A 25,527-nucleotide genomic window follows, 5' to 3' on the forward strand; every position below is an offset into this window, starting at 1 on the left:
TTAGCTTGTCACCAGACTCGCCAGCAACAGCTGGCTTATCCGGTGACAAGCACAGGAGCATCAGGACTCTATGGCAAAGGTCAGCCCGGCATGGGCTACCAAACGCTTGATGAGCTTCTGGCCCATGGCAGGTGCACTGGTGTAGATACCACCGGCCAAGTCTGGACAATCCTGTAACAGGCACACCGCACTTTCAGCAATCATTTTAGAGGTGGAACCATAGCCGGGGTCCATATCACCGGTAACCGCTGCTCTGATCTCATCGCCAGCGGCTGTGGTGCCAACGAACAACACATCGTAGTTGCCTGCTTCACGGGACTCCTTAGAGGGACCTTCACCCGGCTGTGGCACATCATCACCCACTAACGGATTGACCGTGGCGACTATTTCCGCAACTGCTTTACCCTCTTCACCAGCTCCCGTCAGCATCATCTCGTCATACTGAAAATCTTCGCCATAGGCGAAGCCCAGCAAAGCATTGGAGCGGTGTACGTTTTTAGTATTGATCGCTGCCATAATAAAGGGTGCCACCCATTGGCCTACCACTTCATCTTCATACGGTTTGTTGTCAGCCGGCTGCTCAGGGCCCTGAAATCCATTGGCCAGACTAAACGGGTTAGCGAGCACCGCCAGCAGCTCAGGGTTCTTACCCAGCGCTTCCATTGTCGCGTTCAAGGACGCCGCAGTGCCGCCCGAAAACTCACCATTCATGGCACGCACCCGGCCGCGCACGCGGGGACACGTGGCACCAAATTTCTCGCTGGCGGCATCTTGCAGAAACAGCACACCAAGGTCGAACGGTATGGAGTCAAAACCGCAGCTATGCACAATACGGGCGCCTGAGTTAACTGCCTGCTCATGATAGCGATTGATCATTTCATGCATCCAGCCCGGCTCGCCAGACAGATCGACATAGTCGGTACCCAGCTCGGCACAGGCTGCCACCAGATCAGAGCCGTACAATTGATACGGACCCACCGTGCTGATAATGCAGCGGGCATCGCGCACCATGGCGCGCACGGATTCAGGATCCGCTGCATCCGCCACAACCAGAGGTGTTGCCGCATCAGCGCCAATTTCGTCGCGCACACTCGCGAGCTTGTCATGACTGCGTCCCGCCATAGCCCAACTTAGACCATGCCCCTTGATAACATGCATATACTCAGCCACCAGCCGTCCGGTAAATCCGCTGGCGCCGTAAATTACGATATCGAACTTTGCATTGTCGCTCATAGCTATACACTCCCGTTTACACCATCAGTACCGCCCAAAAAAACGACTACCGAGCTGGGTTTGATAAAAAAAGAGCGCAATATTATCACGCCAACGCCGGGGGAAGGTAAGCATTATCAGAAGCAGTCAGGAGCACCTGTTCAGGCATTAAAAACGCAGTGGGCAGCGGGCAGTGTGCAGTTCGCCATCAGAGTGCGGGCTCGCAGCCAAATAAAATTTGGCCTCTGCTTGACCTGTATCATGGCTGTAGCCCTTGTAAGGCGGGGTTACACCGTCTATCGTTGACCCAATAACCATAATCAACAAAAGGTTAATGTGACTTGTCCTCATTACAGCGTTTAAAAGAATTCCTGTTGCGCCCCAGCGCGCGGTTTTCCGTGCTGGCGCTGCTGGTGACGGGTCTGGTGGCCGGCGTATTCGCCGTCGTCACATTTGAAACCGCATTGCACGCGACCAGCACCGAAGAATTTTGTACCAGCTGCCACGAAATGGCTGACAATGCCGGCATGATGCTGGTGGGGACTACCCATTTCGAGAACAAGAGCGGCGTACGCCCCACCTGTTCAGACTGTCATGTGCCACAAGAGTTCGTTCCGAAGATGATCCGCAAAGTTGAAGCGGCAAGGGAGGTATGGGGTTCAATAACCGGGGTTATCGATACTCCGGAGAAGTATGCCGCCCATGCTCCGGTGATGAAGGCCAGGGAAATCGCCCGCCTGAAGGCCAATGATTCGCAGGAGTGTCGCAACTGCCACGATGTAGAGAAAATGCTGTGGTCGGCGCAAACCGCCAAGGCCCAGCAATACCACCGCCAGGGCAACGAGGAAGGCAAGACCTGCGTTGACTGTCATGCGGGCCTGACCCACACACCAGCCGAGCAGCAAGCTCCGGCACAACTCTAGCCGACGCAGGGGAGCACTATGCGCAAAGTCTGGGTGGTATTATCTGTCCTGTTGCTAATATCGCCATTGGCATGGAGCAGCGATTCTCAAAGCTGCCTCGGCTGTCATGACTTTGGTCCTGAGTCACCGGTACACCCCATGCTTGAGGGCCAGCACGGTAGCGCAGAACAGGGTTGCGCAAGCTGTCACGGTGCCAGTGTCGAACATAGCCAGCGCCCTACCATGCGTAGCCCTGACGTCAGCTTCGGGCCGCGCTGGGGCTCCAGCGTGGGAGATCAGGATGCGCCATGCCTTGACTGTCACCAGCAAGACGTTGCCAAGCACTGGCAGGACTCCCTGCATATGTCCAACCAGATGACCTGCGTCACCTGCCATGACCTGCATAGCGAGCAAGACAAGGTCCTTGCCGCCGGCGGCCAGCTTGCCGTTTGCAGCATCTGCCATAAACCTCAGCAGCATGGTATCCATGCCATTTCCGAAAAGCTGGATGAAAACCCGGATTGCACCACCTGCCATAACCCCCACGCCGACCAGGTGCCACTGGGGGTGATGTTAGCCAATCGCTCCGCAGGCTGCCGCACCTGCCACGACCTGGTGCAAATGTCCGCAGAGGGTCAAAGCACCGCCAAAGCGCGCAGCTATCACAAGGTGATGGCGCAGCCTGATCGCACCTGTCTGGACTGCCACAGTGGTATAGCCCATGGCCCCGCAGATGCCGTTGCACCCTTCGTACCGCTGGCCGTCGCCAGCAAAACAGTGACCTTATTTAATCCAGGACAGTCTGATATTGACTGGATTCTTAGCGAACACCCAGGCGCCCAGCCGTTCCGCCAGGGCAGCAACTGCCAACAGTGTCACCGCGGCGACGAGGCTGCCATGGGAGAATCAATGGGTGCTAAAGCGCCCACTTCCCGCGATCTTGAGGTCAGCATCAGTACCGAGGGGCCAGACCTGGTGATGCAGGTGAGCTGGACCGGTGGCAGTGATGACAGCTCGCTGGCCCTGATGTGGGGCGATGGCGGCAATAACGCATTTCGCCGCGGCGGTTGTTGGGCGGCCTGTCACAGTGATATGCCGGGCATGAGTCGTGACCGCGGTCAGGCATTGGGCAAATACCTCGCCGATTCGCGGCAACAGGTCAAGCGTATTGGACAACCGGCACTGGTTAAGGACAAGGCTGCGCTGGAAACCATGCTCGCCGCCGGCAACTTCGTGGAAATGTGGCGTGTAGAAATCGCAGCCGGTGACACGGCACAGGCCAATACCGCCACGCTGCAGGCTGACCTGACCTGGTCAGACGACTCCCCGTTGCAGGCTACTGCGAGTTTCAAGGCGGGGCGCTGGCAAATGCTGCTGCGCAGACCACTGCAGGCGGGAGCAAGTCACAAGGCCTTCTCTGCCACCGGGAGCTATACCTTTGGTATGGCCTTGCACGGCAAACAACACCAGGGCGGCTCGCACTGGGTGTCATTGCCGATGACGCTAAGCCTGGATGGTGAGGACACCGATTTCCGTGCGGACTAGACTCCTCTGTGGCGGCGCCCTATTGCTGCAATTAGTGCTGGGGCTGGGGCTGACGTTTAATGCCTCAGCGCAAGATTGCCAGGTGTGTCACACGGCAGCCGCCGATGAAGCCGTGCACGCCGTGTTTATGACCGCGCATGGGCGCCTTGATGGCGGCGGTACTGCGGCCTGCCAGTCCTGCCATGGCGCCAGCCCCGAGCACGCCGCCAAGCCTGGCAGCAATCCCCCTGAATACAGCTTTGGCCCGCGCTGGGCCATGCCGGTGGAAACCGCTAATGCAGCGTGCCTGACCTGCCACCGGGATGATGGCCAACTATTCTGGCTGGGCAGTGAACACGAACAGGAAGAAACCCGCTGTACCGACTGCCACCAACTGCACGTGAACCAGGACCCGGTACTAACCCCAGCGGGCGAGTTGGATAACTGCCTGCAATGCCATTCGCGAGTGGAGGCACAAATGCGCCTACCCTCCAGGCACCCAATCCTGGAAGGCAAGACCAGTTGCAGCGACTGCCACAACCCCCATGGCAGCAGCACCGATGCCGCACTCCGCGAGCCGACTCTCAATGACCAATGTTATACCTGTCACGAGGAGACCCGCGGCCCCTATCTCTGGGAGCATCCGCCAGTGACCGAAGACTGCAGCCTGTGCCATGAATCACACGGCTCGGTGCACGATCAACTGCTGACAACCCGCGGGCCATTCCTATGCCAGCAATGTCACTCGGCTGCGTTTCACCCCAGTCTGGCCAATACCGGCAGCACGCCCAGTAATCGCAGCAGCAATCAGAACATGCTGGGGAAGAACTGTCTGAATTGCCACAGCCAGGTGCACGGCTCCAATCATCCCTCCGGCTCAAGGCTAACCCGGTGAGGTGGTCGCTGCTGGCCCTGGCCGGATGCGCAGCGACCGCACTGGCGCAGGACCCCTTTGCGCCGCTGCTGGAGGACACGCGTCCACTGGCGACCCGCTGGCAGGTAGATTACAGCTCCAACCTCAAGCTGGGCGTGGGCTATGTCAGCGAGGACAACTTCAAGTTTGGCCAGTACAACGGCCTGCACAAGGAAGGCGCGGTGCTGCTGGGAGACCTGTTGTGGCGCGGTAACAACGACGCCTCCTATTGGCAACTAAGCGGCACCGATCTCGGCTTGCAGACTCGTGAGGCCGGTGCCCGCTGGGGCAAAACCGGCAAGTTTGAACTCAGTTTTGAGATGGACAACCAATTACAGGTGCGTAACGACAGTGGTCGCACTCCCTTTACCGGTACCGATGTATTGAGACTGCCGGAGGACTGGATCGGCGCCAGCGGCACCGGCGGGTTCACCAACCTGAACAACAGCCTGCAAGGCTTTGACCGCGAATTGAGTCGTGACCACTACGCCGTTGGACTGCAAGCGCAGCTGTCAGCCGCCTGGTCGCTCAGCGCCAACCTGGGCTACGAGGACAAGCAGGGTACGGCGGAAACCGGCGCCGCTTTTTACAGTGATGCCGCCGACGGCCATGCGGCAATCCTGCCGCAGGAGATTAATTACCAGACTAGCGATTTTGATCTTGCCCTGAGTTACAGCGGCGACCGCCTGCAACTGACCGGCAGCTGGCAGTACTCGGATTTTGATAACGATGCCGAGCTGCTGCGCTGGCAAAACCCCTACAGCGGCTTTCAGACGACGGTGAGCTACCCGGCCGGCGAAGGCGGACTGGGGCAAGCGCCGGACAATACCCTCAACCGGGTTCGTTTATTGGGCGTCTATACCTTCAACCCGCGCTGGCGCCTGCAGGTAGACGGCAGTTTTGCGCGCACCGAGCAGGATCAGGACTTCGCTGACTACACCGTTAACCCGACCCTGCAAATTGATGAGCCATTGGCAGTCGCCAGCCTCGATGGCCAGGTGGATACCGGCGTACTGGATGCGCGGCTGTATTTTCGTCCGCTGCCAAAATTGAATCTGGAGGCGCGTTTTCACGGCGAAGAGCGCAGTTACCAGGGTGACCGCAACGGCTACCGCTATGTTCCCGGTGACGCCGCCAGCCAGTCTGCAACGGCACTGACAGTTTATAACACCCTGCACGACCATAGCCGCAATCGTTTCAGCCTGGAGGGCAGTTACCGACTGCCCTGGCGCAGCAAGCTCTGGCTGGAGTACGGCTATGAGGAGGTGGAGCGTAAAAATGCCGCTGTGGAAACAACTCAGGAAAATACCCTCGACCTGCGTTACCGCATCAGGCCACTGGACAGCGTCAGCACCACACTCAAACTCGGCTACGCCGATCGCGCTGCGGACACCTACCGATGGGATCAGTCGTACTATGCGCGCCTGGATGCGGAGCTGATCAACGCCACCCCGGCCAGTCAGCGCTACAGTAACCACCCGCTGCTGAGCCAGTATCACCTGGCCAATCGCGAGCGCAGCGAACTGCAGTGGGATGTTAACTGGCAACCGGCGCACGCCTGGGACGTGAGCGCGAACCTGCTGTGGCGCGAAGATGACTACGACAAAACCGACCTGGGGCTACGCAATGAAGAGCTGGCGCGGCTGGGCGTTAACCTCGGCTGGTTGCCCAGCGCCGGGTTGCGTCTGGGGCTTTACGCCAGCTTTGACCGCTACCAGTCGCAACAGCGCGGGCGCAGTTTCCGCGGTGGCCAGGAAAAGAACGCCTTCGCCATTTACCCGCCGCTGCCACAGGCGTCCGACCCCGCGCGGGACTGGGACACAGGAACAGATGACGAGGCGACCACGCTGGGCCTGAATGCCCAATGGCAAGCGGGCGAGGCATTGAGTCTTAGTGCTGACTACAGTTATGTGGCGACCAATGCCGCCTATGACTTTGCCGCTGGCACTGCCAGTGGTGTTGATACCACGCCACTACCCGACGCTGAAAGTGAGCAGCACCACCTGCTGTTGGAAGCGGCCTGGCATTTACGCGACAACCTGTCGTTGCAGCTGGCTTATCAATATTGGAACTACAGCCAGGACGACTGGGCGCTGGCGGGAGTGACCACCAGCAGCATTGACAAGGTACTGACCCTGGGTGAACAGGAGGCGGACGAGAGCCTCCACTATATAGGAACTTCAGTGATCTACCGCTGGCAATAACAGGCGCCACGAAGCTGAGAAAAGGTGAACGAGATGTTGAAGAAAGTCACAAACTTATTCTTGATGCTGGCACTGACCGCGGCTGTCAGTGCCTGCGGTGGCGGTAGCGGCGGCGACCGCGCCGAGGGCGTGCAACCTGGTCCAGATGAGCCTGGTGGCCAAGTCCCTGTGCCCCCTCCAGAGTTACCGGCTGCGCCCGGCTATGCCGATGCAACGCAAGTTTTCGCCTTTATCACCGCGGCTCAAATTCCGGAATCCGGCTTCACCGAAGTTACTTTTCAGGTAACCGACGAAAAAGGTGATGCCATTGTCGATCTGGAGCTGGAAGATGTGCGCTTTGTATTGTCCAAGTTGCGGGCCAGCGAGCTGGGCGGTGCCACCGGCGAGTGGCAATCCTACATCAACACAATCGAAGAGCCAGATAGCAGCGTGGGTCCCGGCACCGAGCCGCGACTGCAGGCGACTTATGAGGATTTCAGGGCCGGCGGCGACCTGCTCAACAACCTCGATGGTACTTACACCTATACCTACGTCACCGACGTGAACAACCCGGACCCTGACATTCTGGCCCAGGCGCAGGCCGAGGATCTTGATGTCAGTTACGAGCCCGAGCGCCCGCACCGCGTTGCCATCCAGTTCGGCGGCGGCCCCAATCCAATCAACCCCTACTACGACTGGGTGCCTGCCACCGGGCTTGCCGCAGCGCCTGCCATGCAGATTGCCGCGACCGCGAACTGCAACCGCTGTCACGACCCCTTGGCTATTCACGGCGGCGGCCGCATTGAGGTGGAGTATTGCGTGACCTGTCACAACCCCGGCTCGACTGACGCCCACAGCGGCAATAGCGTGGCTATGAAAAACATGGTGCACAAGATCCACATGGGCGCCAACCTGCCCAGCGTGCAGGCGGGAGGTAGTTACATTATCTATGGCTATAGGAATAGCGAACATGACTACTCGCATGTGCAGTACCCGCAGGATCCCCGCAACTGCCAGAACTGCCACGTTGGCACCGGCACCAGTAATGAGTTTTATCCTGATGTAGCGTTGACCAACCAGGGCGATAACTGGGCCGAGTACGCCACCCGCGACACCTGTGGCAGCTGCCATGATCTGGTCGACTGGGATACCCACGCCCGTGGCCAGCCCGATGACAGTCGCTGTGCCAGCTGTCACCAGGAAGGCGGCCGTGCCGGCAGTATCGCCAGCAGCCACGCTCTGCTGATTCGTGATGAAGCCGCCCGTTATGACGCCGTGGTAGAACACGTGGCCAGTTCCGGGCCTGGCGACAAACCCAGCGTCGACATCCGTGTCACCAACCCGTATACGGGTGAGGATTACGATATTCTTGGTGACGATCCGTTTATAAATGATGGCGCTTCACTCAACGTCAAACTGGCCTGGTCGACCACCGATTACACCAACACCGGCAACGGTGAAACCAACGCCAGTACCATTTCCCAGAGTGCACTGAGCAGCGCGACCCCGAACGGCGATGGCAGCTTTAATGTATTGTTTGACCAGGCATTACCGGACTCAGGAACGCCACCCGGAGTGGCGGCCAGTGGCAGCGGCGTGGCGATCATTGATGGTCATCCCACCGTCGTCATAGAGGAGGGAGAGGACCCGGAAAATATCCCTATCCGCGATGCGCATGCGTTTTTCTCCATTGATGAGGCTGATGGCATGCCGGTCGAAAGGCGTGATTCGGCAGATATAGGTGCCTGCCTGAGTTGCCACCAGAACCTGGTACTGCATGGCCAAAATCGTGCTGACAACCTGCAAAGTTGCGTCGCCTGCCACAACCCGCGCAACACCGATCGCGATACGCGCGCTGTTGCAAACAACCCTCCTACCGATGGCAAGCAGGAAGAATCCATCGACATGAAAACCATGATTCATGCCATTCACGCCGCGGGCATGAGGGAAAATCCGCTGCAGATTGTCGGCTTTCGCGGCTTCAATACCTACGTGTTCGACGAAGAGCATGTGCAATACCCAGGTCGGCTTGGCAACTGCGTAACCTGCCATGGCGATGATGGCTTTGAGCTACCCCTGGCCGCCGGCGTATTGGCCACTACCGTGGACACCGGCAGCGATCCCAGCGACCCGGCAGATGACCTGGTCACGACAGCGGCAACAGCGGTCTGTGCCAGCTGCCATGATTCCGACTTGGCCACTGGACACATGATCGATTTCGGCGGACGCTTTGCCACCACACAGGCAGCCATCGATGACGGCACAGAGGCCGAGGGGTGCGACCTCTGCCACGCCGCAGGGCGTGATCATGAGGTGCGCCGACTGCATGGTGTAGATTAGCCAGCTAACATCGGGTAACTTGCTAAGGTACCCTCAAGAGCATCTAACCATGGCCGAATCTTCTCTCGCGCTAGAGCAGCGTGCGCTGAAAGTCTCAATAGCAGGCGCGCTATTCATGTCGGTGCTAGGGGTGGGTTTCGCCATCACCACAAAGTCTGAGGCGATTCTACTCGATGGGGTTTTTTCGGGCATCGGTTTTTTCATGGCGATCGCTACACTTAAAGTAGCAGCTTTGGTGACCCGCCCGGACGACGAGCGTTTTCATTATGGCTACGCTCACTTTGGCCCACTGATCAACGTGCTGAAGTCATTACTGATGGTGGTACTCTGCGTTTTTGCACTGCTGTCCTCCGTCAGCGCTCTGCTGGGTGAGGGGCGACCGCTACAAATCGGCAATGCCGTTATCTACGGGATAATTTCGACGCTGGGCTGTATCTGCTTTGCCCTCTATTTGTCGCGTGCTGCAAAGACAACCGCTTCTTTGCTGGTATCTGTTGACTCCCAGGGATGGATTATCGATTCGATGATGAGTGGTGCGGTGCTGCTAAGCTTTATTGCCGGGTATCTCGCCATTGGCACCACGCTGGAGGTCTATCTGGACTACCTCGATCCACTAGTGGTTACGGTTCTCTGTCTACTAGCGCTACCTATGCCGATCAGAATACTCATGCAGAATGGACGTGATGTATTGCTGATGGCACCGGAAAAGGCGGTGCAGGATGATGTGATCGAACGAGTAGCGCGGGCAATGAAGGGACTCTCTGTGGCCGATTATCGCCTGCGCATGCTAAAAATGGGCAGCACCATGAACATACTACTGCATATTAAAATGGGGCCGGATTTCAAACTGAAAAATGTCACCGAGCTTGATGCTATCAGAACGCGCGTGGTGCAGGAACTGAATGCCATGGAGGGCCGAGTCACCGCAGACCTGGTATTTGTTGATGACATGACATTGGCGGACTAGGACAATGGAACAATGCATAAGGCGATGAGTAGCCCAGCACACAAATTTGGCACTAGCGCATACCAGGCATAAACTAACCCGATGCAGCGCCTCATCTCTTATCCCGTCATCTTTGCCGCTGGCATCAGCATCGGCTGGCTGCTGCATGGTTCACTCGACTCCACACCGCCACCTATCGAAAGCATGCCAACCACGGTAATGTCACCAGCGCCGGTTACATCGTCGCGCCGTAGCGTCAGCACGCAAATTGTTGCAGAAAAGGAAGTAACGCAGCCGTTGTCACGCTCTGAGTTCCTCCAGTTGTTAAATACCCAGTTTGGCAGCGCCATTGAAGTCTACGCTTTTACTCAAAGGCAGAACCCAGAGGCAGCGGCCCTTTTGCGTCCAGCGCTAGACTCATGGCTGCGGCAATGCATGAGTCATTGCGCGTCAGGTGAATTCTCTGCGAATGTGAACGCTTGGCTACATCTATACTACGAAGACATTCCGGTTCTGTTGCTACTGGCGGAGCACCAGACCGCACAGGGCTTTCCCGAAGAAGCGGCCAGAACGCTACAGTACGCCAGCACTTATGCGTACGAAAAATCACAGCTTAGTGCTGTTGCAGCAGCGCTTGAGAGCTTGGTAGTGACAACCGATCAACGAATGGCAGCAAGCACAAACTGGGTCGAACTGGCAGGTTTTTACGAACTGCTAGACAGCATCGGCTTAACACAGCCGCAGTATCAACTACGGCAAGCGCTGCTCTATCAACAACTGGGCGAATTCAGCAGCGCGCGAGCGCTACTACTAAACTTGGCCGCAGCGGATGAGAACGGCGATGAGGAGTGGCGAGAAGGCGTGCAGGCTGCTCTGCGCAACAGCTCTGATACAACCCCGCAAGAGATGGCCACTATGACCGCACCCCAGACCATTCCACTACAACGTCTGGGTGAACACTACGTACTGCAGGCGTCCATCGACAACATACAGTTATCGCTACTGATCGACACAGGGGCCTCCATAACAACGCTGTCGAGAACCGGCTTCAATAAGCTTGATTCCGCTGGACTGCAGTATCTTGGCAAACGTCTTTTTAACACCGCTGGTGGCGTGGCCAGCGGTGAGGTCTATCAGACTAACGCTATTACTCTAGGCGACTCTACTTGGCAGCAACTGGATATTGCAGTGCTGGACTACCCCACCGCCGCGGGTGTAGACGGACTACTCGGCATGAACCTGCTACGTAATTACCGCTTCCAAATCGATCAAGACCAGCTATTGCTCTATCTACAGCCCCGCTGAGGACCGCATGACTAAAAAAAGTCGGCCATCATTTCGTCCACTTCCCAAAATGCACGCAGAGACAATACTTTACCTTCCGCATCCACCTTGTAGACCATCACCAGTTCACAGCGCCCGACTGCACCCTCCGCTGAGCGCGTGGTAATGGTGCCAACATTGGCGCACTCGTTACCACAGGCAAAGCTCTCCCGGATATGAAAGCGCACGTTGCCCGTACCGATAAAGTTATCCCAAAAAGCCGCTATGGCATCGATACCGTGGTGGCCTTTACCCTCTGGGTCCATTGGCGAGACGCCTACCGGGTCCTCCAGCACAGCCTCCGCATGAAAATTTTCCAGCCAGCCTTCCCGGTCGCCGGCTTCTACGGTTTCAATAGAACGTATTGCTGCGGCACGAGCCGGATGCGGTGCACGGTTCTTCATTATTTCATGTGACATGGTAAAAACTCCCTGATTGCAACACAGCGATAAGTGTATACCCTGACACCGATGCGAGCCTTCTTTGCTTTTAAACCGAAACCGGAAATCTGTCTGAACATCGAGAGTTGGAGGCGGTTGAACTGGCCACTATTAGCGAGACCCGTGCCGGTGGCTAACTACCACATGACTCTGGCATTTCTTGGGGATATTAATGAACCGCAGCTGGAAGCTCTGATCGACAAAACTTCAACGCTCGAACTGCCGAGCTTCAAACTGACACTGGATACCACAGGCTTCTGGAGCAAAACCGGCATATTATGGCTGGGGCCATCGACGCCACCAGCGGCTCTGAACCAGTTGGCGCAGGCGCTGGGCAGCGTTGCAAGTTCCTGCCAATTGCCTGTCGCACGCAGCCAGTTCAAACCGCACCTTACCTTGGCGCGCCGGGTCAACCCGCCTCCGGGAGCACCGCTCCAATTGCCTGAGTTCTCATGTGCCTGCAGCAGCTTTGCGCTCTTCGAGTCCAGCCAGGGTAAGCACGGCGTGAGCTATCACACCGTTGCCGAGTGGGCGCTGCATCCCTCTGCCGGGAAACGCCAGCTCAACCAATCTTAGCTGCTAATCTGTTTCAATATTTTCATCCGCGTCACTGCCAAACCAATGCTGCATTTTGTCGGCTGCTTTAGTACGAACATCATCGTTGATATAGGTCGCCACCGCTGCCACCGCCAGCGCCAGTACGCCAAGGTCATCGGCATAGCCAACAACCGGGGTCAGATCCACAATAGCGTCCAGGGGTGCGATAAAATATCCCAGCGACGCCACAATAGTTGCTTTGGCCCAGGCCGGGGCTTTCTCCTCCTGACTGGCATAGTAAAGCCATAGGGCTTTCTCTATCACTTCGCGACCGGCGGTACGCGCATACACGCGCAACTTGTCCCAGAAACCCTGCTCGGACCAGGCCTTCGAGTAATCCTGCGGTTCATTCATCAGTTGATTCCCTCAGCCTGAAGCCTTTGTTTAGCTCATATCAGCGTAAGGGTTGTCAGTGGGCAACTCAATAGCACCGGGTAAGCCATCAATAGTTACTCGCAGCTTGTCGATCACTATCGCCTCGTCCGCAATCATACCCTCGCCAAATCGATAAATAGGCGCATAGTCGCCGCGATCAGCCGCAAGAAAATACGCGCTGGCTGCGGCTTCGCTGATTTCACGCCTGGCGTAATAAGCCGCCATGGTCTCAGCGCTATACCGCCGCTCCAGCATCCGCTGAGTACGTGCGGGTGATAGCACCACCGCCGAAGCATTGTTGCCCCCAAATCCCTTGGAGTTCAAAATTGCCACCTCCAGATCCTCGGGGTTACGTTGGACATGTTCTGGGCCAATGAGCAGACGTTGCTGATGCACATCATCGGCTACCGCCTCAATAGTAGGTATGCCCGGCAGGATACCGTGCACAAATGCACCCAACGCTACTACCAGCTGGTCACCACTGGCAGGCGCAATGGTGTGGCCGACATAGGCCTTAACCGCAACCACCGGCCAGTCCTCAATCTCAAAGGCCGCCGCAACCTGATCAAATATCTGCGATTCTGTCACACGATTCTGTGGCGTACTGGAGCCGTGGGCCAGCACAAAGCTCTTGCTACGCAAGGCTTCTTCCCCGGCAACAGCGACTACGGCAGCCGCCGCTTTGGCCATGGTGATGTGATTGCCAGGCCCCGGCGCGGTAATCGATTTTTTAATACCGTCGGCATCAATGAAAACATCGGTTATCGAGCCTAGTAATGGCGCGCCCAATTCAACCGCCAAGGCGTCGTCCATTAACACGAAATACTGACTGGCCTCCCCCATGGTAAATCCACAGTTCTCGCCAAAGGGGCGACTCGCACGGCGATGATCCACTGCCGCATCACCATAAGTTCGAATCATGTTTTCGTCGGTTGCCAGAGCACCCATAGTGGCAAACCCATCCATCAATTCAGGCACTATTGGGGCCTCACTATTACCCACCATAGCGACTCGAACTTTACCGGCCTGAATATCCGCTACCGCAATGCGCAAGTTTGACAAGAAAGTCGCGCAAGCTGCCACCGAACTACTGGCGATGCCGACATTCGCCAGCACATAGGCATTAATGAAGTCCGTTGGCATGGAGTTAATACCCATCACCAAGGCCTTGGTGGTGACCCGATCGCCTTTCATGCGTGACTGCTGCATGCCGCCGTAGCCGCTCTGGTCCATCTGTCCGAAACCGCTACTGGAATAAACCCCGACCTGGTCAGGGTTTACATGGCGCAGAATCTCCTTCCACTCGATGCCCACTGAGCGCAGTGCATCGGTGGCCCCAAACAGCGCCATCTGCAATCCGCGCGGCTGGAAGCGAGAATTGTATAACTCGCTGATCGCAAAACCACTGGGTAGCTGACCGGCGGCTTTGACCGGAAAGTCGCGCTGATTGTCGAGCTTCACATTAACAGAGCCGACCACTGTCACCAGGGCCTCCTTATCACCCACCAAATCCAGACTCCAACCTTCCGGCAGCGGTTCCGGCACTTGCGCCAGAGGCATAGCAAATTGCAAACCAGCGCTGGTATCAGCAGGGCTCAGGCTGGCGTTGGACTGCCAATGCAATGCATCGACGTTGAAGTATTCCGGCGCCACCCGGCGCACCAGCGTGCCGGCGCAGACAACTTCTGCAAATCCTGCAGCAACAGCGCTGGCATCGAGTACTGTGCCTTCGGCAAGATCAGTGTTATCGGTATTTTCAATGCCATGAACTACGCGAAATCGACCGTCAGCCTCTGCAGCAACCAAGCCCATCATTACCGCCAGACCGACCAGAGTCTGGCGACGCTGCGCCTCGGGTAAGACATCGATAACCATACGCCGGAAACTTTGGAATCCCGAGGTGCGACCGGCGGCATTGACACCACCCATACCCACGATAACTGGTAAACGCATAATTCCCTCATGGGCGGCATCGGGGCCGCCCGCGACTGGCAAAACGTGAATTACACCATTAGTCACCAGCCGGGGTCCAGACCAGCACCTCACCATCCATCTGGTGATTGCCTTTTGCAGCGCATTCCAGCCATCACAGCAGCCACCCAAGCCACAACTGCGACTATCTTGATCGAGGTCAGTCCGGCTAGCGTAGTACTGCGCTAGATTGCTGGACTAGCAGACACACAACAATGATAAGGAGAGATGCCACATGGTCGAATTTGTTACAGGTAGTAACCGATCAGCGGGAGCCAGCTACGCCGACATCTTGGATGCAGACTCGCACCCGGTACGCGATATTCTCCGCGCCGAGTCTCCGCTTGAGCCCGGCCCCACCCGCATACCTGCAGATTATTACTATTCACGGGAGATCCATGAACGTGAGATAGAGAAAATCTGGAAGCGCAGCTGGCAACTGGCCTGCCACGAAGACGAGCTGCGCGATATTGGTGACTATTACGTTTACGATATCGCCACGCTGTCATTCCTGGTGGTCAAGACCGCCGAAGACACCTACCAGGCCTTCTACAATCAATGCCTACACCGCGGACGCCAGCTCTGTGACCAGAGTGGAAAATCTGCTTATGTATTTCGCTGCCCGTTTCATGGCTGGGCCTGGAATCTCGACGGCTCACTGCAAGAGATACCCTGTGAATGGGATTTTCCATCGGTCGATAAAGCCGAATACGGACTGCCGGAAGTCCAGGTAGCACGCTGGGGAGGGTTTTTGTTCATAAACCCCGATCCAGAAGCGGAGTCCTTTGCCAGTCATATCGGCAACCTGTCAGATCATTTCACTCTGCTGCCCTTCGAAAAGCGCTATAAGGCCGTGCATGTAGCCAAAGTCCTCAAGGTCAACTGGAAAGTGGCTCAGGAAGCCTTTATGGAGGCGTACCATGTCATCGCCACCCACCCCACTATTCTGGATTCACTGGGTGACAGTAATTCCAAGTATGATGTGTTTGGCAATTATTCTCGCGCCATCTCTCCACAGCAGGTGGAGAGCCCGCATATTCGGCCCTACGAGCCTGCGCCTGACTCCCGCATGTTCACCAGGCTCAAGCACGCGATTACCGGGTTCCTCTACGAACGTATCGAGGACAACCTGGTCGCCGTAACCGACCACAAAGGCCGCGTCAGTCATTTTCACGCCGACGGCAGCTGGGTCAATGGACCGATGACCCACTGCGACCCGAACATGTGCAATTGGATTGGCGGCAAACAACTGCCGGGTGCAGAGTCAGTGCCTTATCCGGCTATGCCAGAGCCTGCGCCTTCCGAAAACCGTCGTTCGGTTGCAGCCAAGCCGATTCGCGAAGACTTACGCGCTACCCTGGGTGATAGCGTCGATGAAATTTCTGACGCTGAGTTACTGGACGCTATCTACTTTACCGTCTTCCCGAACTGGCACCCCTGGGGGTCCTTCAACGACATCTTTTATCGTTTCAGCCCGAATGGCGACAATCCCGATGAGTGCGTGCACGAGTGCTGGTACATGCGCCCCTCGCCCAATGGTGAAGAACGTCCGGACCCGGCGCCTGTCCACTGGCTGGATGCCGACGCCGATTATACAGAGGCGCCAGAGCTGGGTTTGCTGGCCAAAGTATTTAATCAGGATGTCCACAACATGCCGCAGGTACAAAAAGGACTCAAGGCGATGAAGCGTCAGGAAGTGATTTTTGCAGATTACGAGGAATCCAAAATTCGCCACTGGTACCAACTTTATTTGCGGGCAATGGAGCTGGATTAATTGAAATAGCTTGTCCAGCGTTTGATTGCAGGCCTAAGTCCCGCCTAACAGTACAGCCTGCAACTGTTGCTGCGCAGCCACATTACTCAGCCTGTCGCGATAAAACCGCACGGCGTTGCTGGCCAGTTCGTCTCGCGCTGCCGGTGCATCTGCCAATTCCACAATTGCCTGCGCTAAAGCCTGCGGATCAGCCGCGGGTACCGTATGCCATGGCTGATAATCAACCCCGGCACTGAATCTCTCAGTGCATTCGGTGGCCGCAGTGATAATGCAGCGACCTACTCGCGCATAGGCATAAAGCTTCAGCGGCAGCACCCGCTGGGTTTTCTCGGTATCACCAAAAATACCCAGACAGATGTCGGACTCAGCTATCGCGCCGGCCAACTCCTGACTCGACATCCACTGCCGTTGCCAGTTCAGGCAACCGGGGTTCGCCGCCAGTACCTGCTCGAGCTCAGCCGCCTGCTGGCCATCACCAATGACACTGATCTCAATATCCACTCGATCCGCCAACAGCGCGGCTGCGGCGGTGATAGTTTGCACACCATGTAAGGGTATAAGAGTCCCCACAAATAGCACCCTACAGCGCGCCGGATCAGCCTGCTCTGTAACGGGGATAAAATTTTCCTCATCAGTCGACAGTGGGATCGCCAACACCTGCTCAGCGCGCAGCCCAAACAAAGCGCACAAGTGGCTGGCGCTTTGTTCTGTGTCGACAATATTAATGCTCGCGGCGCGCAAAGCGCGACGCTCCAGCAAAAATAGCAGACGGGCCGCCAGACTGTTCTCGCGCAACAGACCACGATCCAGAACGACCGTATCGTACAGCGATATAAAAGTATCGACGACAACCCGCTTACTGCGACGCGGCAGAAAAGACAGTGCCCATAAGAGGAGAGTGCCGGGGTAAGGGACATAGATGCAATCTATAGGAGGATGCCGCAGGTAGCAGAAAAGTACTGCACAATGGGCCGCCAACATCCGCCAGAAATTGCGCAACACGCGGCCGAGCCCAGCACTGCGCTGGGTGCTGGTGGCCCACGCTGAATAATGTATCTTGCTCACACTGAAGTGCGCGGAATCTTGCAGAGCAGCCACGCGATGAAGTACGTTCGGGTAGCCTTCAGACTCCAACTGCACCCCCAGAATTAGCAGCGTGGGCTTATCCATCGCGAACAAATTCGGGGAAGTCATCCATCTTTCCAGCGATACCATGGCCAATGCCAAACACCAGACATTTCAGGCGGCGCAGCTTATTGGTTTCGAAAACCAGTACTGCCAGCAACTCAGCCGCAAAACCCAGACTTCTGCGCAGACACCAACGCGGCTCGCGTAACACGTATTCCAGCAGCAGCCGCGTAGTGTTCCGGGCGTTGGTATAGTCCCGCAACGGACTGTGCCGATAGGGCCGCATGCCACCTAACCAGCTGCCGCTATCATATTCCTCGCCAATGCTATGCCGCATCATCGAACCAGGATACAGCGCAACAAGGCAACCTGCGTTACGTGCTCGCAAACAAATTTCGTGATCAATGCCGTCAATAAAAAACTCTTCCCGAAATCCACCGAGGCTGCGCCAGCTATCGAGGTGCATCAAGGTACCCGACGTGATGACGGTGGCCACGGGGATCGGCGCTGCGGCGGAGTCCGCAGTAATTTTGTGGAGTCCCCGGGAAACACTGAAATAGTTGCACCCCAGTAGCACCGGACATACAGAGCTGCGTGACCAGGCGGCTATCATCATAGGCACAAAATCTACCTCCAGCCTGCTGTCCTGATCGAGTGTAACCACCCATTCATAGCCTGCATCCAGCGCCAGCTGACAGCCCTGATTCAGCGCAACACCCAGCCCCTGATTGATATCGTTGCTATGAAAGTGCAAGCGCGGGTGAGTCACTATGTGCCCCGCACCCGCTCCAGTGTTATCTACCAAAAATACGGCGTCGAACTCAGACAACAGTAGCTGCAAGTGTGCATCAAATTCTGAATCGGGCTGATAACTGACGATGACCGCCGCAGTAGTCTGCACCGAAGGTGCTGCAGCAACGGTCATACGCAGTGCTTCCAGTGGCCGCAGAAAGGGGCTCGGATAGCCGGGCCCGCGCCAACGGCTGCCAAAGTCGCCAAGAGAGGAGGAAGCATATATCTCATGCCCGCTATTGAAACCCACGGCATCCAGCTTGACAAGCAAAGGGCCAGCGCGACCAGCCATTCAATCCAGATACAACGCCTGAATGATCTCATTACGCAGCTCCCCAGGCGCAATCACCTTATCGAAAGCCATAGCGTCAGCCGGCACCCAGGCTCCTGATTGCAGTTCCTGCATCTGCGCAGACTCTTCGGCACTGGCCCGCGTGGCCTCGGCACCACCAATAGCTGGCACGCCGCCGAGAGTAACACTCGGCAGTGCCAAGCTGATGGTCTGACGATCCCAGGGGTTCATCCCCATCACCGAACTTCCGAATCCAAACGCCTTGCGCAACGTCGCTACAACCTTGCGACCGCGATAACGGCGCTGTGCCGCAAACATCTGTCCGGCAGCGCGCAGCACCCCCTCCCGCTCAGAGGCTGCACCGGGCAATACTCCGGGGTTATCCAACAGGCTAAGCAATGGCAAACCAAAAGCGGCGGCCACATCAATAAAATGAGTTGCTTTATAGGCACCAGCGGCGGTGATCGCACCGGCCATTACAGCAGGCTGATTCGCCACGATCATGCAGGCCACACCACCGATTCGCGCCAGCGCCACAATCATGGTTCGACCATAAGCTGGCTGCAATTCAAAGAGGGTCTGGCTGTCTACCAACTCCTGTAATACATCGCGCATATCATAGGCGAGGTTAACCTGAGGTGGTATCAAGGTCATCAGTTGATCTACCGCTCGCGGCTGCGCCGCTGGCGCTTCGCGAGATTCAGGCACCTTCCCACCCGCCCGTGCCGGCAACATCGACAAAAAATAGCGCGCCATAGCCACAGCCTCAGCTTCGCTGTTGGCCAGGTTATGGGCTACACCGCTTTCTGCCGTATGCATCTGAGCACCACCGAGTTCCTCAGCGGTTGCATCAATACCCAGCGCGGCCTTAACCAACGGTGGACCGGCCGTAAACATGGCCGAACCAGCAGTCATGATAATCAGGTCAGCAAACATTCCTGTGAGCGCGCCATGCCCCGCTGAGGTTCCCATAACCAGAGTCACCACTGGCACCTGCCCCTTGAGGTCGGCTACCAGTTGTAAATCTCCCGGCGCAACCGGATAGCGCTCACTGCCGTTAGTCGCGCGTTCCCCAGCGCCATCCAGCATTAGCACAAGCGGCAGCTGCTGCTCAGCCGCCATACGTACCAGACGCGCTCGCTTAGCCGCATTCGGATGTCCAATAGAGCCGCCCTTGACCGTAAAGTCCTCGGCCATTACAACCACCGAACGGCCATGCACTCGACCGGTGCCGCCGACTAAACCATCACCTGGAACCGCAGCGGCTCCGCCCGGGTGATTACCGCCCGCCAAAGCCCCTATTTCACTAAAACTGGCTGAGTCGCAGAGGATATCTATACGCTCACGGGCGGTTTGCCGGTTGCGTGAGTGCTGGCGCGCGATCTTATCTTCGCCGCCCATCGCTTTCGCGGCATCGGTGCGTGCCTGTAGCTGCTGTAACAGACTGTTCCAGGCTTCTGGATTGTGTGTTGCCAAAACCATTCCCTCGCGTGAAGACTGACGTGCAAAGACCAACGCCTATCTTACCGTGGAATCGCGCAAAGTATGAGGTTTTGGAATTCAGCGAGCGGAGTATCAGTACAAAGCCAGCTAGGGACAACCATCAAAATAGCCGCGGGCACAGGGCTGCACCCGCGGAAAAATCAAGCAGACACCATCAAATCAGGCGCCTGCAGCATTGTGCTAGTCAGCCAGCTTGTGCAGATGGCCGAAATCTTTCTCATAGTCCGCCTGGGCTGCAGCAATTACCTTAAGCGCCTCTTCACGACCGTAAACATAGTCCACTTTGACATCATTCTTCTTGCCGGGAACCATTTTGTAAGTGGAGAAATAGTGCTGTAGCCGCTCTATTTTAATAGCGGGAAGATCAGCAATGTCTTCAACTTCGCCCCAGATATTGTCGCCTTCCAGCACTGCAACAATCTTGTCGTCGGCTTCGCCGCCGTCAATCATCTGGATACCGCCAACGACTCGGGCGTTAAGCAGAATGTCTGCACGGGTGATGTGACGCTCGGAATAGACGCAGATATCCAACGGGTCACCGTCAGCAATATCGGCGTGATGGCAGCGCTTGGCAACCTCATCACCGCAATAGGTCTGGGGAATGAATCCATACAGAGCAGGCGGTGAAGAAGTCGCACGCTGAGGCCGGTCAACCATCAAAAAGCCAGTATCCTTGTCCAGTTCATATTTGACGACATCCGCAGGGGTCATCTCAATATACACCTGCACTATGTCGTCTGTGGCATCGCTACGACGCGCTGTCAGTCCGTGCCAGGGATGGCGACGCCAGCGATTGAATTCATTGTTACCGTACATGGGTTACTCCATTGCTTACGACCCTGGCGACGCGTAAACGTAACGTCAGGACCTGAAGGTTGATAATAAAGGAGGCCAGATAGTTGAAGTTCCGACCAATAAACGCGCGCGAATTGTACCGGTTCTGGAGTAAAAAAACCGCATAGTATTGGACAAAATGTGAGCGATTACTCAGTCCAGCCAGAAAGCGTGATTTGGGTCGACGGCCAAACTGGTTTAGTCTTCACCCTCGGCCACCAAAGAGACAGTAAGCATGAGCGACAACGACGGTAATCATTATAGTCAGCAAGATTCCAACACAACCCACTACGGCGAGAACGGCTACGATGTTTTACTGATTGACGAGCCTGCTGAGGGCGTGCGCCGACTGACCCTGAATCGCCCTGAAAAACGCAATGCCCTCAATCACCAACTGCGCGGCGAGGTACTTCACGCCCTGCAATGCGGGGATGCTGATGACTCGGTACGGGTCATGATTGTGCGCGGCGCTGGCACATGCTTTTCTGCCGGTTACGACCTGGGCGGCGGTAACAGTGGCCTGTCATATCCGTTTCATACCGCCGGCGGCGACAGCCAGTGGCCACGCCATGTGGTAGAAAGCTGGATGCGCATCTGGGACCTGCAAAAGCCAGTGATCGCTCAGGTCCACGGTTACTGTTTGGCGGGCGGCAGCGAGCTGGCTACCGGTTGCGACCTGGTGTACGTAGCCGATGACGCACAAATTGGCTACCCGGCGGTCCGCTTTGGTGTACCGGACATGCAATTTCACCCCTGGCTGGTAGGTATGCGTAAAGGTATGGAAATGCTGCTGACCGGTGACTCCATCAGCGGCACCGAAGCGGTGGGCTACGGTTGGGCTACCGGCGCCTTTCCCGAGTCTGAACTGGAGGATCGGGTTCTGGCACAGGCGCAGCGAATTGCGACTATTCCTATGGATATTCTGGCACTGAACAAGCGCGCCGTGCACCGTCAGATGGAAGCCATGGGCCTGCGAGACGGACTGCGTCAGGGTACCGAAATTTGCACACTGGCGACTCATCAGCCCACCTTCAAGGCATTTCTAAAAGCCACCGAAGGCGGCACTAAGCTGACCGATGCCCTGCAGTCTCGTGATGGTCAATTTGGCGACTATCGCACCAGCGAAGATGAGTAAAGCTGTGTCTCTCACTAATATGGACTTCAGCCAGCAAGTCGTTATCGACACCGCCCAGCAAGACTGGGTCGCCAGCCCCATGCCCGGTGTGTGGCGCAAGCCACTGGCACGCGAAGACGCCGAACGTGGCCATGCGACCAGTATTGTTCGCTATGATCCAGGCGCCAGTTTCTCCACTCATGATCACCCACTGGGTGAGGAGATTCTGGTGCTATCGGGCACCTTCTCTGACCAAACGGGCGACTACAAAGCTGGTACCTACTTCCGTAACCCAGAGGGTTTTCGGCATGCACCCTTCAGCGCTGAGGGATGCACTATCCTCGTTAAACTGCATCAGTTCAGCCCGCAGGATAACGCTCATGTAGTCATAGACACACGGACTGCGCAGTGGTCCCCCGGACAGGGTAATTTGCAGGTAATGCCACTACACGCCTGCGGCAGTGAACAGGTCGCCCTGGTGAAATGGCCGGCGGGTGAAAAGTTTTTGCCTCACACCCACTTCGGAGGCGAAGAGATTTACGTCATGGAAGGTGAGTTTATCGACGAACACGGACGCTACCCCGCTGGTACCTGGATTCGCAGCCCACATCTGAGCCAGCACCACCCCTACGTGGAGCAGGACACGCTGATCTGGGTCAAAGTAGGCCATTTGAACAGCTGAAAAATCATCGACGCGTGGCTGGCAAAGTCGTCGCAGCCTGGCTCGCGTGATGCGCAGCTAGTTTTGCTCGGCCACAGCGCCCTGCATAGCATCCTGCAGTGCCCACATTACCACCGCCGTTGATACTCCGATCATCAACACGCCGTTAACCGCTTCTAGCGGGCCCAATAGACGATGCTGCTCCGACATCACGATATCGCCATAACCGAGCGTCGCAAAGTTTACCGCAGAGTGGTAAACAGCCACCGAGAAAGTGTTGAACTCTTCCAGCAACATAAACACTCCAGCCCAAATTCCGATCTGCAAAGCGTTGCCAAGCACCAGCAGTAACATCACCGCACAGAGCAGGAACATAGTGGCTGCAAAGGAACCACCAACAACCAAATGTTTACGCCGCGCATAGAACCGGACCGCAAGAGACACCAGCAGCGCCTGCATAATAAGGCATAAAACCATGGTTGCCAGACCTACTAATAAATTCGCCAACATCAGCCTACCTCAAGTGCGCCCAAGGCGCGGTTAGAGCTGCGAGCTCGCAGCCATTCAAGAAATATCAGTGCCATCCATGCGTAAAGGGTGACTAACAAAAACAGTCCCATGCGCACAGCAAATGCCTTATATACATCTTTGCCGCTGGCACTGTCCTCGACCGCGGGTCCCAGCAGAATCAACATGGTGACCAGCACGTTTTGCCAGAACGAAGGTGGATATCGGGTAGCCAGCACACCATAGAACTTACCCGCCAGAAATATTCCGAGCAGCAGTGTCCACAGAAAAAACATCCACAAATTGGGCGCAATACTGAGACCGAACCACAGCACCACCGCGAACAAACCGGCTAGCAGCGTAGACCCCAGCAGTTCCTTGCCCGCGTGCCGCGCATCCAGAATTGAAGTCTGCTGCCCCAGCGATACTGCCTTCATAACGATAGGCATGTAGGCCGCGGGGTTAACCAGAACCAACAGAAAGCTGGGGAAGACTATTAACGTAGCACGCAGCGCCAGCCAGTTGGATTCGACCACATCGACCGCAGGTTCAGGCACCGGTGTTGCTGCCGAGTCCTCAGGGAACAAAGGATACACCAACCAATGGCACACTACGGCGAGAGCAACGCCCAAAACCATGGCGTCAATTATACTACTGGCCACTACATAGCTAACCGTTCCCGCTGCCGTAATCATGGTTATACCCGCGGTCAACAGCGTCGCAGCAGCACCTTTGCCCAAATTAATACTGAGGAAATTGGTGACAAACAGTCCCACGAATACCAACAGCAGACCGGTTAGCGGATAATGCATTAGCACAGGCAGCAGCAACAAACCGACACCCAGTGTCAGTGTCAGCACCAACATCAGTCCCAGCATGCCTTTGACACCCATGGGTGGCTTTGGCGCAGCGGCGAGCATAAACGCAAATATGGGCGCCAGAAAAGGCATCTCCAGCGGTATGGCATAGGCTGCCGCCAGCGTCAGTGCAACCGTTAAGCTAAGTCGAAATACCCGCCGCGCCGCGACATCCATAGCCAGCCAGCGGGCTGGCTCAGTAGGCATACGACATGACGCTCATCAAGCGAATGTAGAGCTTACCCAGCCAGGTCAGCAATCCGCCTTCGTCGCTATAGGCCATGACAGATGCCTGTCCGCCTACCCGCAGGCGAGCCAACAGAGTCTCGTCCTGCGTCACGTCAAACCCAATGTTGACGGGAAACCGCTGTGATTGCCGCAGCCAGTCGCGACTATTATCGATAGTGGGCAAGGTGCCAGCAGGCGCTGTGCTGCCCGTGCTGATTCCCAAGCCGATACTGCGCACCTCGCCTTTGAAAACGCGGCCCGGCAGTATGTCAAAAATCAACTCCACCGGCGTGCCGGGACGCATATTACCCAGGTTGTTCTCAGTGTACTCGGCGCGCACCCAAACATCGCGCACCGCCACCAAAGTCATCACCGGAGTACCCGCACCCGCGTAGAGCCCGATGTCTGCACGCAAATCAGTTATCACACCTCTCGAGGAGGCCCTGACCACGGTCCGTTCCAGATCCAGCTGCGCTTTCTCTACCGCAGTTTGTGCCACTTGTACCAAGGTATTGATTTCACCTTTACCACCACCCTTTTGCTCGATAGCGCGTTGTATATCAGCCTCGGCAGCGGCCACTCCTGCCTTGGACTGATCCAGGGTAGCGCGCGAGATTTCAAGTCGCCTGACGGATATAGTCCCAGGGTCATCCGCACGCAGACGCTCCAGTCGGCTCGTATCTTTTTCAGCTTTTTCCTGATTGGCCTGCGCGGCGCGCAAGTTCGCACGAGCTGCGTCTACGGCGGCAGAGCCGGCATCCACCTGGCGCAACGTATTTTCAAGGTCCGACTGCGCCCTGGAAAGTGCGATTTCGTATTGGTTGGGGTCAATCTTGAACAGCCGGTCACCTTCATTAACCGACTGATTATTCTCTACCCAGACCTCCCGTACGACACCTGAGACCTGTGGTGCGACACCAATAACATAGCCCTGAATGCGGGCCTGGTCGGTATAGGGTGTGTAGCGATCAGCCGCCAGATACCAGGTCAGAGTGAGCAGGATCAAGATGGCGACCAGAGCACCGCCCCATTTGACGACACCGGGCGCCGCGTCTTCATTCAGTGCGGGCTCTTCGGCCTTGGTTGTCTCGTTACTATCCATGGCTTTCGC

22 protein-coding genes are annotated in these 25,527 nt (G+C 56.6%); 11 read left to right on the forward strand and 11 right to left on the reverse strand.

The genetic code is table 11. The features are described 5' to 3' along the window. Positions 1 to 60 precede the first annotated feature (60 nt). Positions 61 to 1,233: a saccharopine dehydrogenase family protein gene (locus EYC98_RS16845; RefSeq protein ID WP_279246537.1), complete on the reverse strand. Its 1,173-nt coding sequence runs from the start codon at positions 1,231 to 1,233 to the stop codon at positions 61 to 63. A 320-nt stretch (positions 1,234 to 1,553) separates the two neighbouring features. On the opposite strand from EYC98_RS16845, the gene EYC98_RS16850 reads away from it, so the two are divergent. From EYC98_RS16850 to EYC98_RS16880, 7 genes are all read left to right on the forward strand, one after another. After that, a complete protein-coding gene (locus EYC98_RS16850) occupies positions 1,554 to 2,135 on the forward strand; it encodes a NapC/NirT family cytochrome c (protein WP_279246538.1) in 582 nt (193 codons plus the stop codon). An 18-nt stretch (positions 2,136 to 2,153) separates the two neighbouring features. Further along, on the forward strand, positions 2,154 to 3,659 hold the full coding sequence (locus EYC98_RS16855; RefSeq protein ID WP_279246539.1) for a cytochrome c3 family protein: 1,506 nt from the start codon (positions 2,154 to 2,156) through the stop codon (positions 3,657 to 3,659). Beyond that, positions 3,649 to 4,533, forward strand: coding sequence for a DmsE family decaheme c-type cytochrome (locus EYC98_RS16860; RefSeq protein WP_279246540.1), 885 nt, complete (start codon positions 3,649 to 3,651; stop codon positions 4,531 to 4,533). Before EYC98_RS16855 ends, EYC98_RS16860 begins: the two co-directional genes overlap by 11 nt. Next, a complete protein-coding gene (locus EYC98_RS16865; protein ID WP_279246541.1) occupies positions 4,530 to 6,755 on the forward strand; it encodes an MtrB/PioB family decaheme-associated outer membrane protein in 2,226 nt (741 codons plus the stop codon). The genes EYC98_RS16860 and EYC98_RS16865 overlap by 4 nt, the downstream gene beginning before the upstream one ends. A 33-nt stretch (positions 6,756 to 6,788) precedes the next feature. Continuing rightward, a complete protein-coding gene (locus EYC98_RS16870) occupies positions 6,789 to 9,074 on the forward strand; it encodes an OmcA/MtrC family decaheme c-type cytochrome (protein ID WP_279246542.1) in 2,286 nt (761 codons plus the stop codon). A 49-nt stretch (positions 9,075 to 9,123) separates the two neighbouring features. Continuing rightward, the gene (locus EYC98_RS16875) at positions 9,124 to 10,041 is read left to right on the forward strand and encodes a cation diffusion facilitator family transporter (RefSeq protein WP_279246543.1); all 918 of its coding nucleotides are present in this window, start codon (positions 9,124 to 9,126) and stop codon (positions 10,039 to 10,041) included. Between the two features lie 81 nt (positions 10,042 to 10,122). Beyond that, positions 10,123 to 11,325 carry a retropepsin-like aspartic protease family protein gene (locus tag EYC98_RS16880; protein WP_279246544.1) on the forward strand — a complete coding sequence of 401 codons (1,203 nt, stop codon included), beginning with the start codon at positions 10,123 to 10,125 and terminating at the stop codon, positions 11,323 to 11,325. Positions 11,326 to 11,336: 11 nt separating this feature from the next. Here EYC98_RS16880 and EYC98_RS16885 read toward each other — a convergent pair whose 3' ends face one another. Then, a complete protein-coding gene (locus EYC98_RS16885; RefSeq protein WP_279246545.1) occupies positions 11,337 to 11,762 on the reverse strand; it encodes a nuclear transport factor 2 family protein in 426 nt (141 codons plus the stop codon). A gap of 51 nt (positions 11,763 to 11,813) precedes the next feature. Between EYC98_RS16885 and thpR the strand changes: the two genes are divergently transcribed. Beyond that, a complete protein-coding gene (thpR, locus tag EYC98_RS16890) occupies positions 11,814 to 12,359 on the forward strand; it encodes an RNA 2',3'-cyclic phosphodiesterase (RefSeq protein WP_279246632.1) in 546 nt (181 codons plus the stop codon). Positions 12,360 to 12,362: 3 nt separating this feature from the next. Here thpR and EYC98_RS16895 read toward each other — a convergent pair whose 3' ends face one another. Beyond that, entirely contained in the window at positions 12,363 to 12,734 is a 372-nt protein-coding gene (locus EYC98_RS16895; protein WP_279246546.1) for a YkvA family protein, read from the reverse strand. Positions 12,735 to 12,764: 30 nt separating this feature from the next. Then, positions 12,765 to 14,708 (reverse strand): beta-ketoacyl synthase, encoded by a 1,944-nt coding sequence (locus tag EYC98_RS16900; RefSeq protein ID WP_279246633.1) that lies wholly within the window; start codon positions 14,706 to 14,708, stop codon positions 12,765 to 12,767. Positions 14,709 to 14,961: 253 nt separating this feature from the next. Between EYC98_RS16900 and EYC98_RS16905 the strand changes: the two genes are divergently transcribed. Beyond that, complete coding sequence (locus EYC98_RS16905) at positions 14,962 to 16,500, forward strand: aromatic ring-hydroxylating oxygenase subunit alpha (RefSeq protein ID WP_279246547.1); 1,539 nt, start codon at positions 14,962 to 14,964, stop codon at positions 16,498 to 16,500. Positions 16,501 to 16,533: 33 nt separating this feature from the next. Here the strand turns inward: EYC98_RS16905 and EYC98_RS16910 are convergent, their stop codons facing one another. From EYC98_RS16910 to EYC98_RS16925, 4 genes are all read right to left on the reverse strand, one after another. Continuing rightward, positions 16,534 to 17,694, reverse strand: a complete 1,161-nt coding sequence (locus EYC98_RS16910; protein ID WP_279246548.1) for a glycosyltransferase — start codon at positions 17,692 to 17,694, stop codon at positions 16,534 to 16,536. Then, positions 17,663 to 18,712 carry a glycosyltransferase gene (locus tag EYC98_RS16915; protein WP_279246549.1) on the reverse strand — a complete coding sequence of 350 codons (1,050 nt, stop codon included), beginning with the start codon at positions 18,710 to 18,712 and terminating at the stop codon, positions 17,663 to 17,665. The genes EYC98_RS16910 and EYC98_RS16915 overlap by 32 nt, the downstream gene beginning before the upstream one ends. Then, positions 18,713 to 20,188 (reverse strand): acyl-CoA carboxylase subunit beta, encoded by a 1,476-nt coding sequence (locus EYC98_RS16920; RefSeq protein ID WP_279246550.1) that lies wholly within the window; start codon positions 20,186 to 20,188, stop codon positions 18,713 to 18,715. Positions 20,189 to 20,395: 207 nt separating this feature from the next. After that, entirely contained in the window at positions 20,396 to 21,031 is a 636-nt protein-coding gene (locus EYC98_RS16925) for an inorganic pyrophosphatase (RefSeq protein WP_279246551.1), read from the reverse strand. 253 nt (positions 21,032 to 21,284) lie between these two features. Here EYC98_RS16925 and EYC98_RS16930 point away from each other — a divergent pair, with 253 nt between their 5' ends. Continuing rightward, positions 21,285 to 22,184 (forward strand): enoyl-CoA hydratase-related protein, encoded by a 900-nt coding sequence (locus tag EYC98_RS16930; RefSeq protein WP_279246552.1) that lies wholly within the window; start codon positions 21,285 to 21,287, stop codon positions 22,182 to 22,184. 4 nt (positions 22,185 to 22,188) lie between these two features. After that, positions 22,189 to 22,845 (forward strand): cupin domain-containing protein, encoded by a 657-nt coding sequence (locus EYC98_RS16935; protein ID WP_279246553.1) that lies wholly within the window; start codon positions 22,189 to 22,191, stop codon positions 22,843 to 22,845. A 57-nt stretch (positions 22,846 to 22,902) separates the two neighbouring features. Here EYC98_RS16935 and EYC98_RS16940 read toward each other — a convergent pair whose 3' ends face one another. From EYC98_RS16940 to EYC98_RS16950, 3 genes are read right to left on the reverse strand one after another with little or no spacing between them, the layout of a single operon-like run. Beyond that, positions 22,903 to 23,334, reverse strand: coding sequence for a potassium channel family protein (locus EYC98_RS16940; protein ID WP_279246554.1), 432 nt, complete (start codon positions 23,332 to 23,334; stop codon positions 22,903 to 22,905). Beyond that, a complete protein-coding gene (locus tag EYC98_RS16945) occupies positions 23,334 to 24,395 on the reverse strand; it encodes a DUF2955 domain-containing protein (protein WP_279246555.1) in 1,062 nt (353 codons plus the stop codon). Before EYC98_RS16945 ends, EYC98_RS16940 begins: the two co-directional genes overlap by 1 nt. Next, positions 24,385 to 25,518 (reverse strand): HlyD family secretion protein, encoded by a 1,134-nt coding sequence (locus tag EYC98_RS16950; protein WP_279246556.1) that lies wholly within the window; start codon positions 25,516 to 25,518, stop codon positions 24,385 to 24,387. The genes EYC98_RS16945 and EYC98_RS16950 overlap by 11 nt, the downstream gene beginning before the upstream one ends. Positions 25,519 to 25,527 lie beyond the last annotated feature (9 nt).

Source organism: Candidatus Litorirhabdus singularis, from assembly GCF_026262625.1.
Classification (GTDB): Bacteria; Pseudomonadota; Gammaproteobacteria; order Pseudomonadales; family Halieaceae; genus Litorirhabdus; species Litorirhabdus singularis.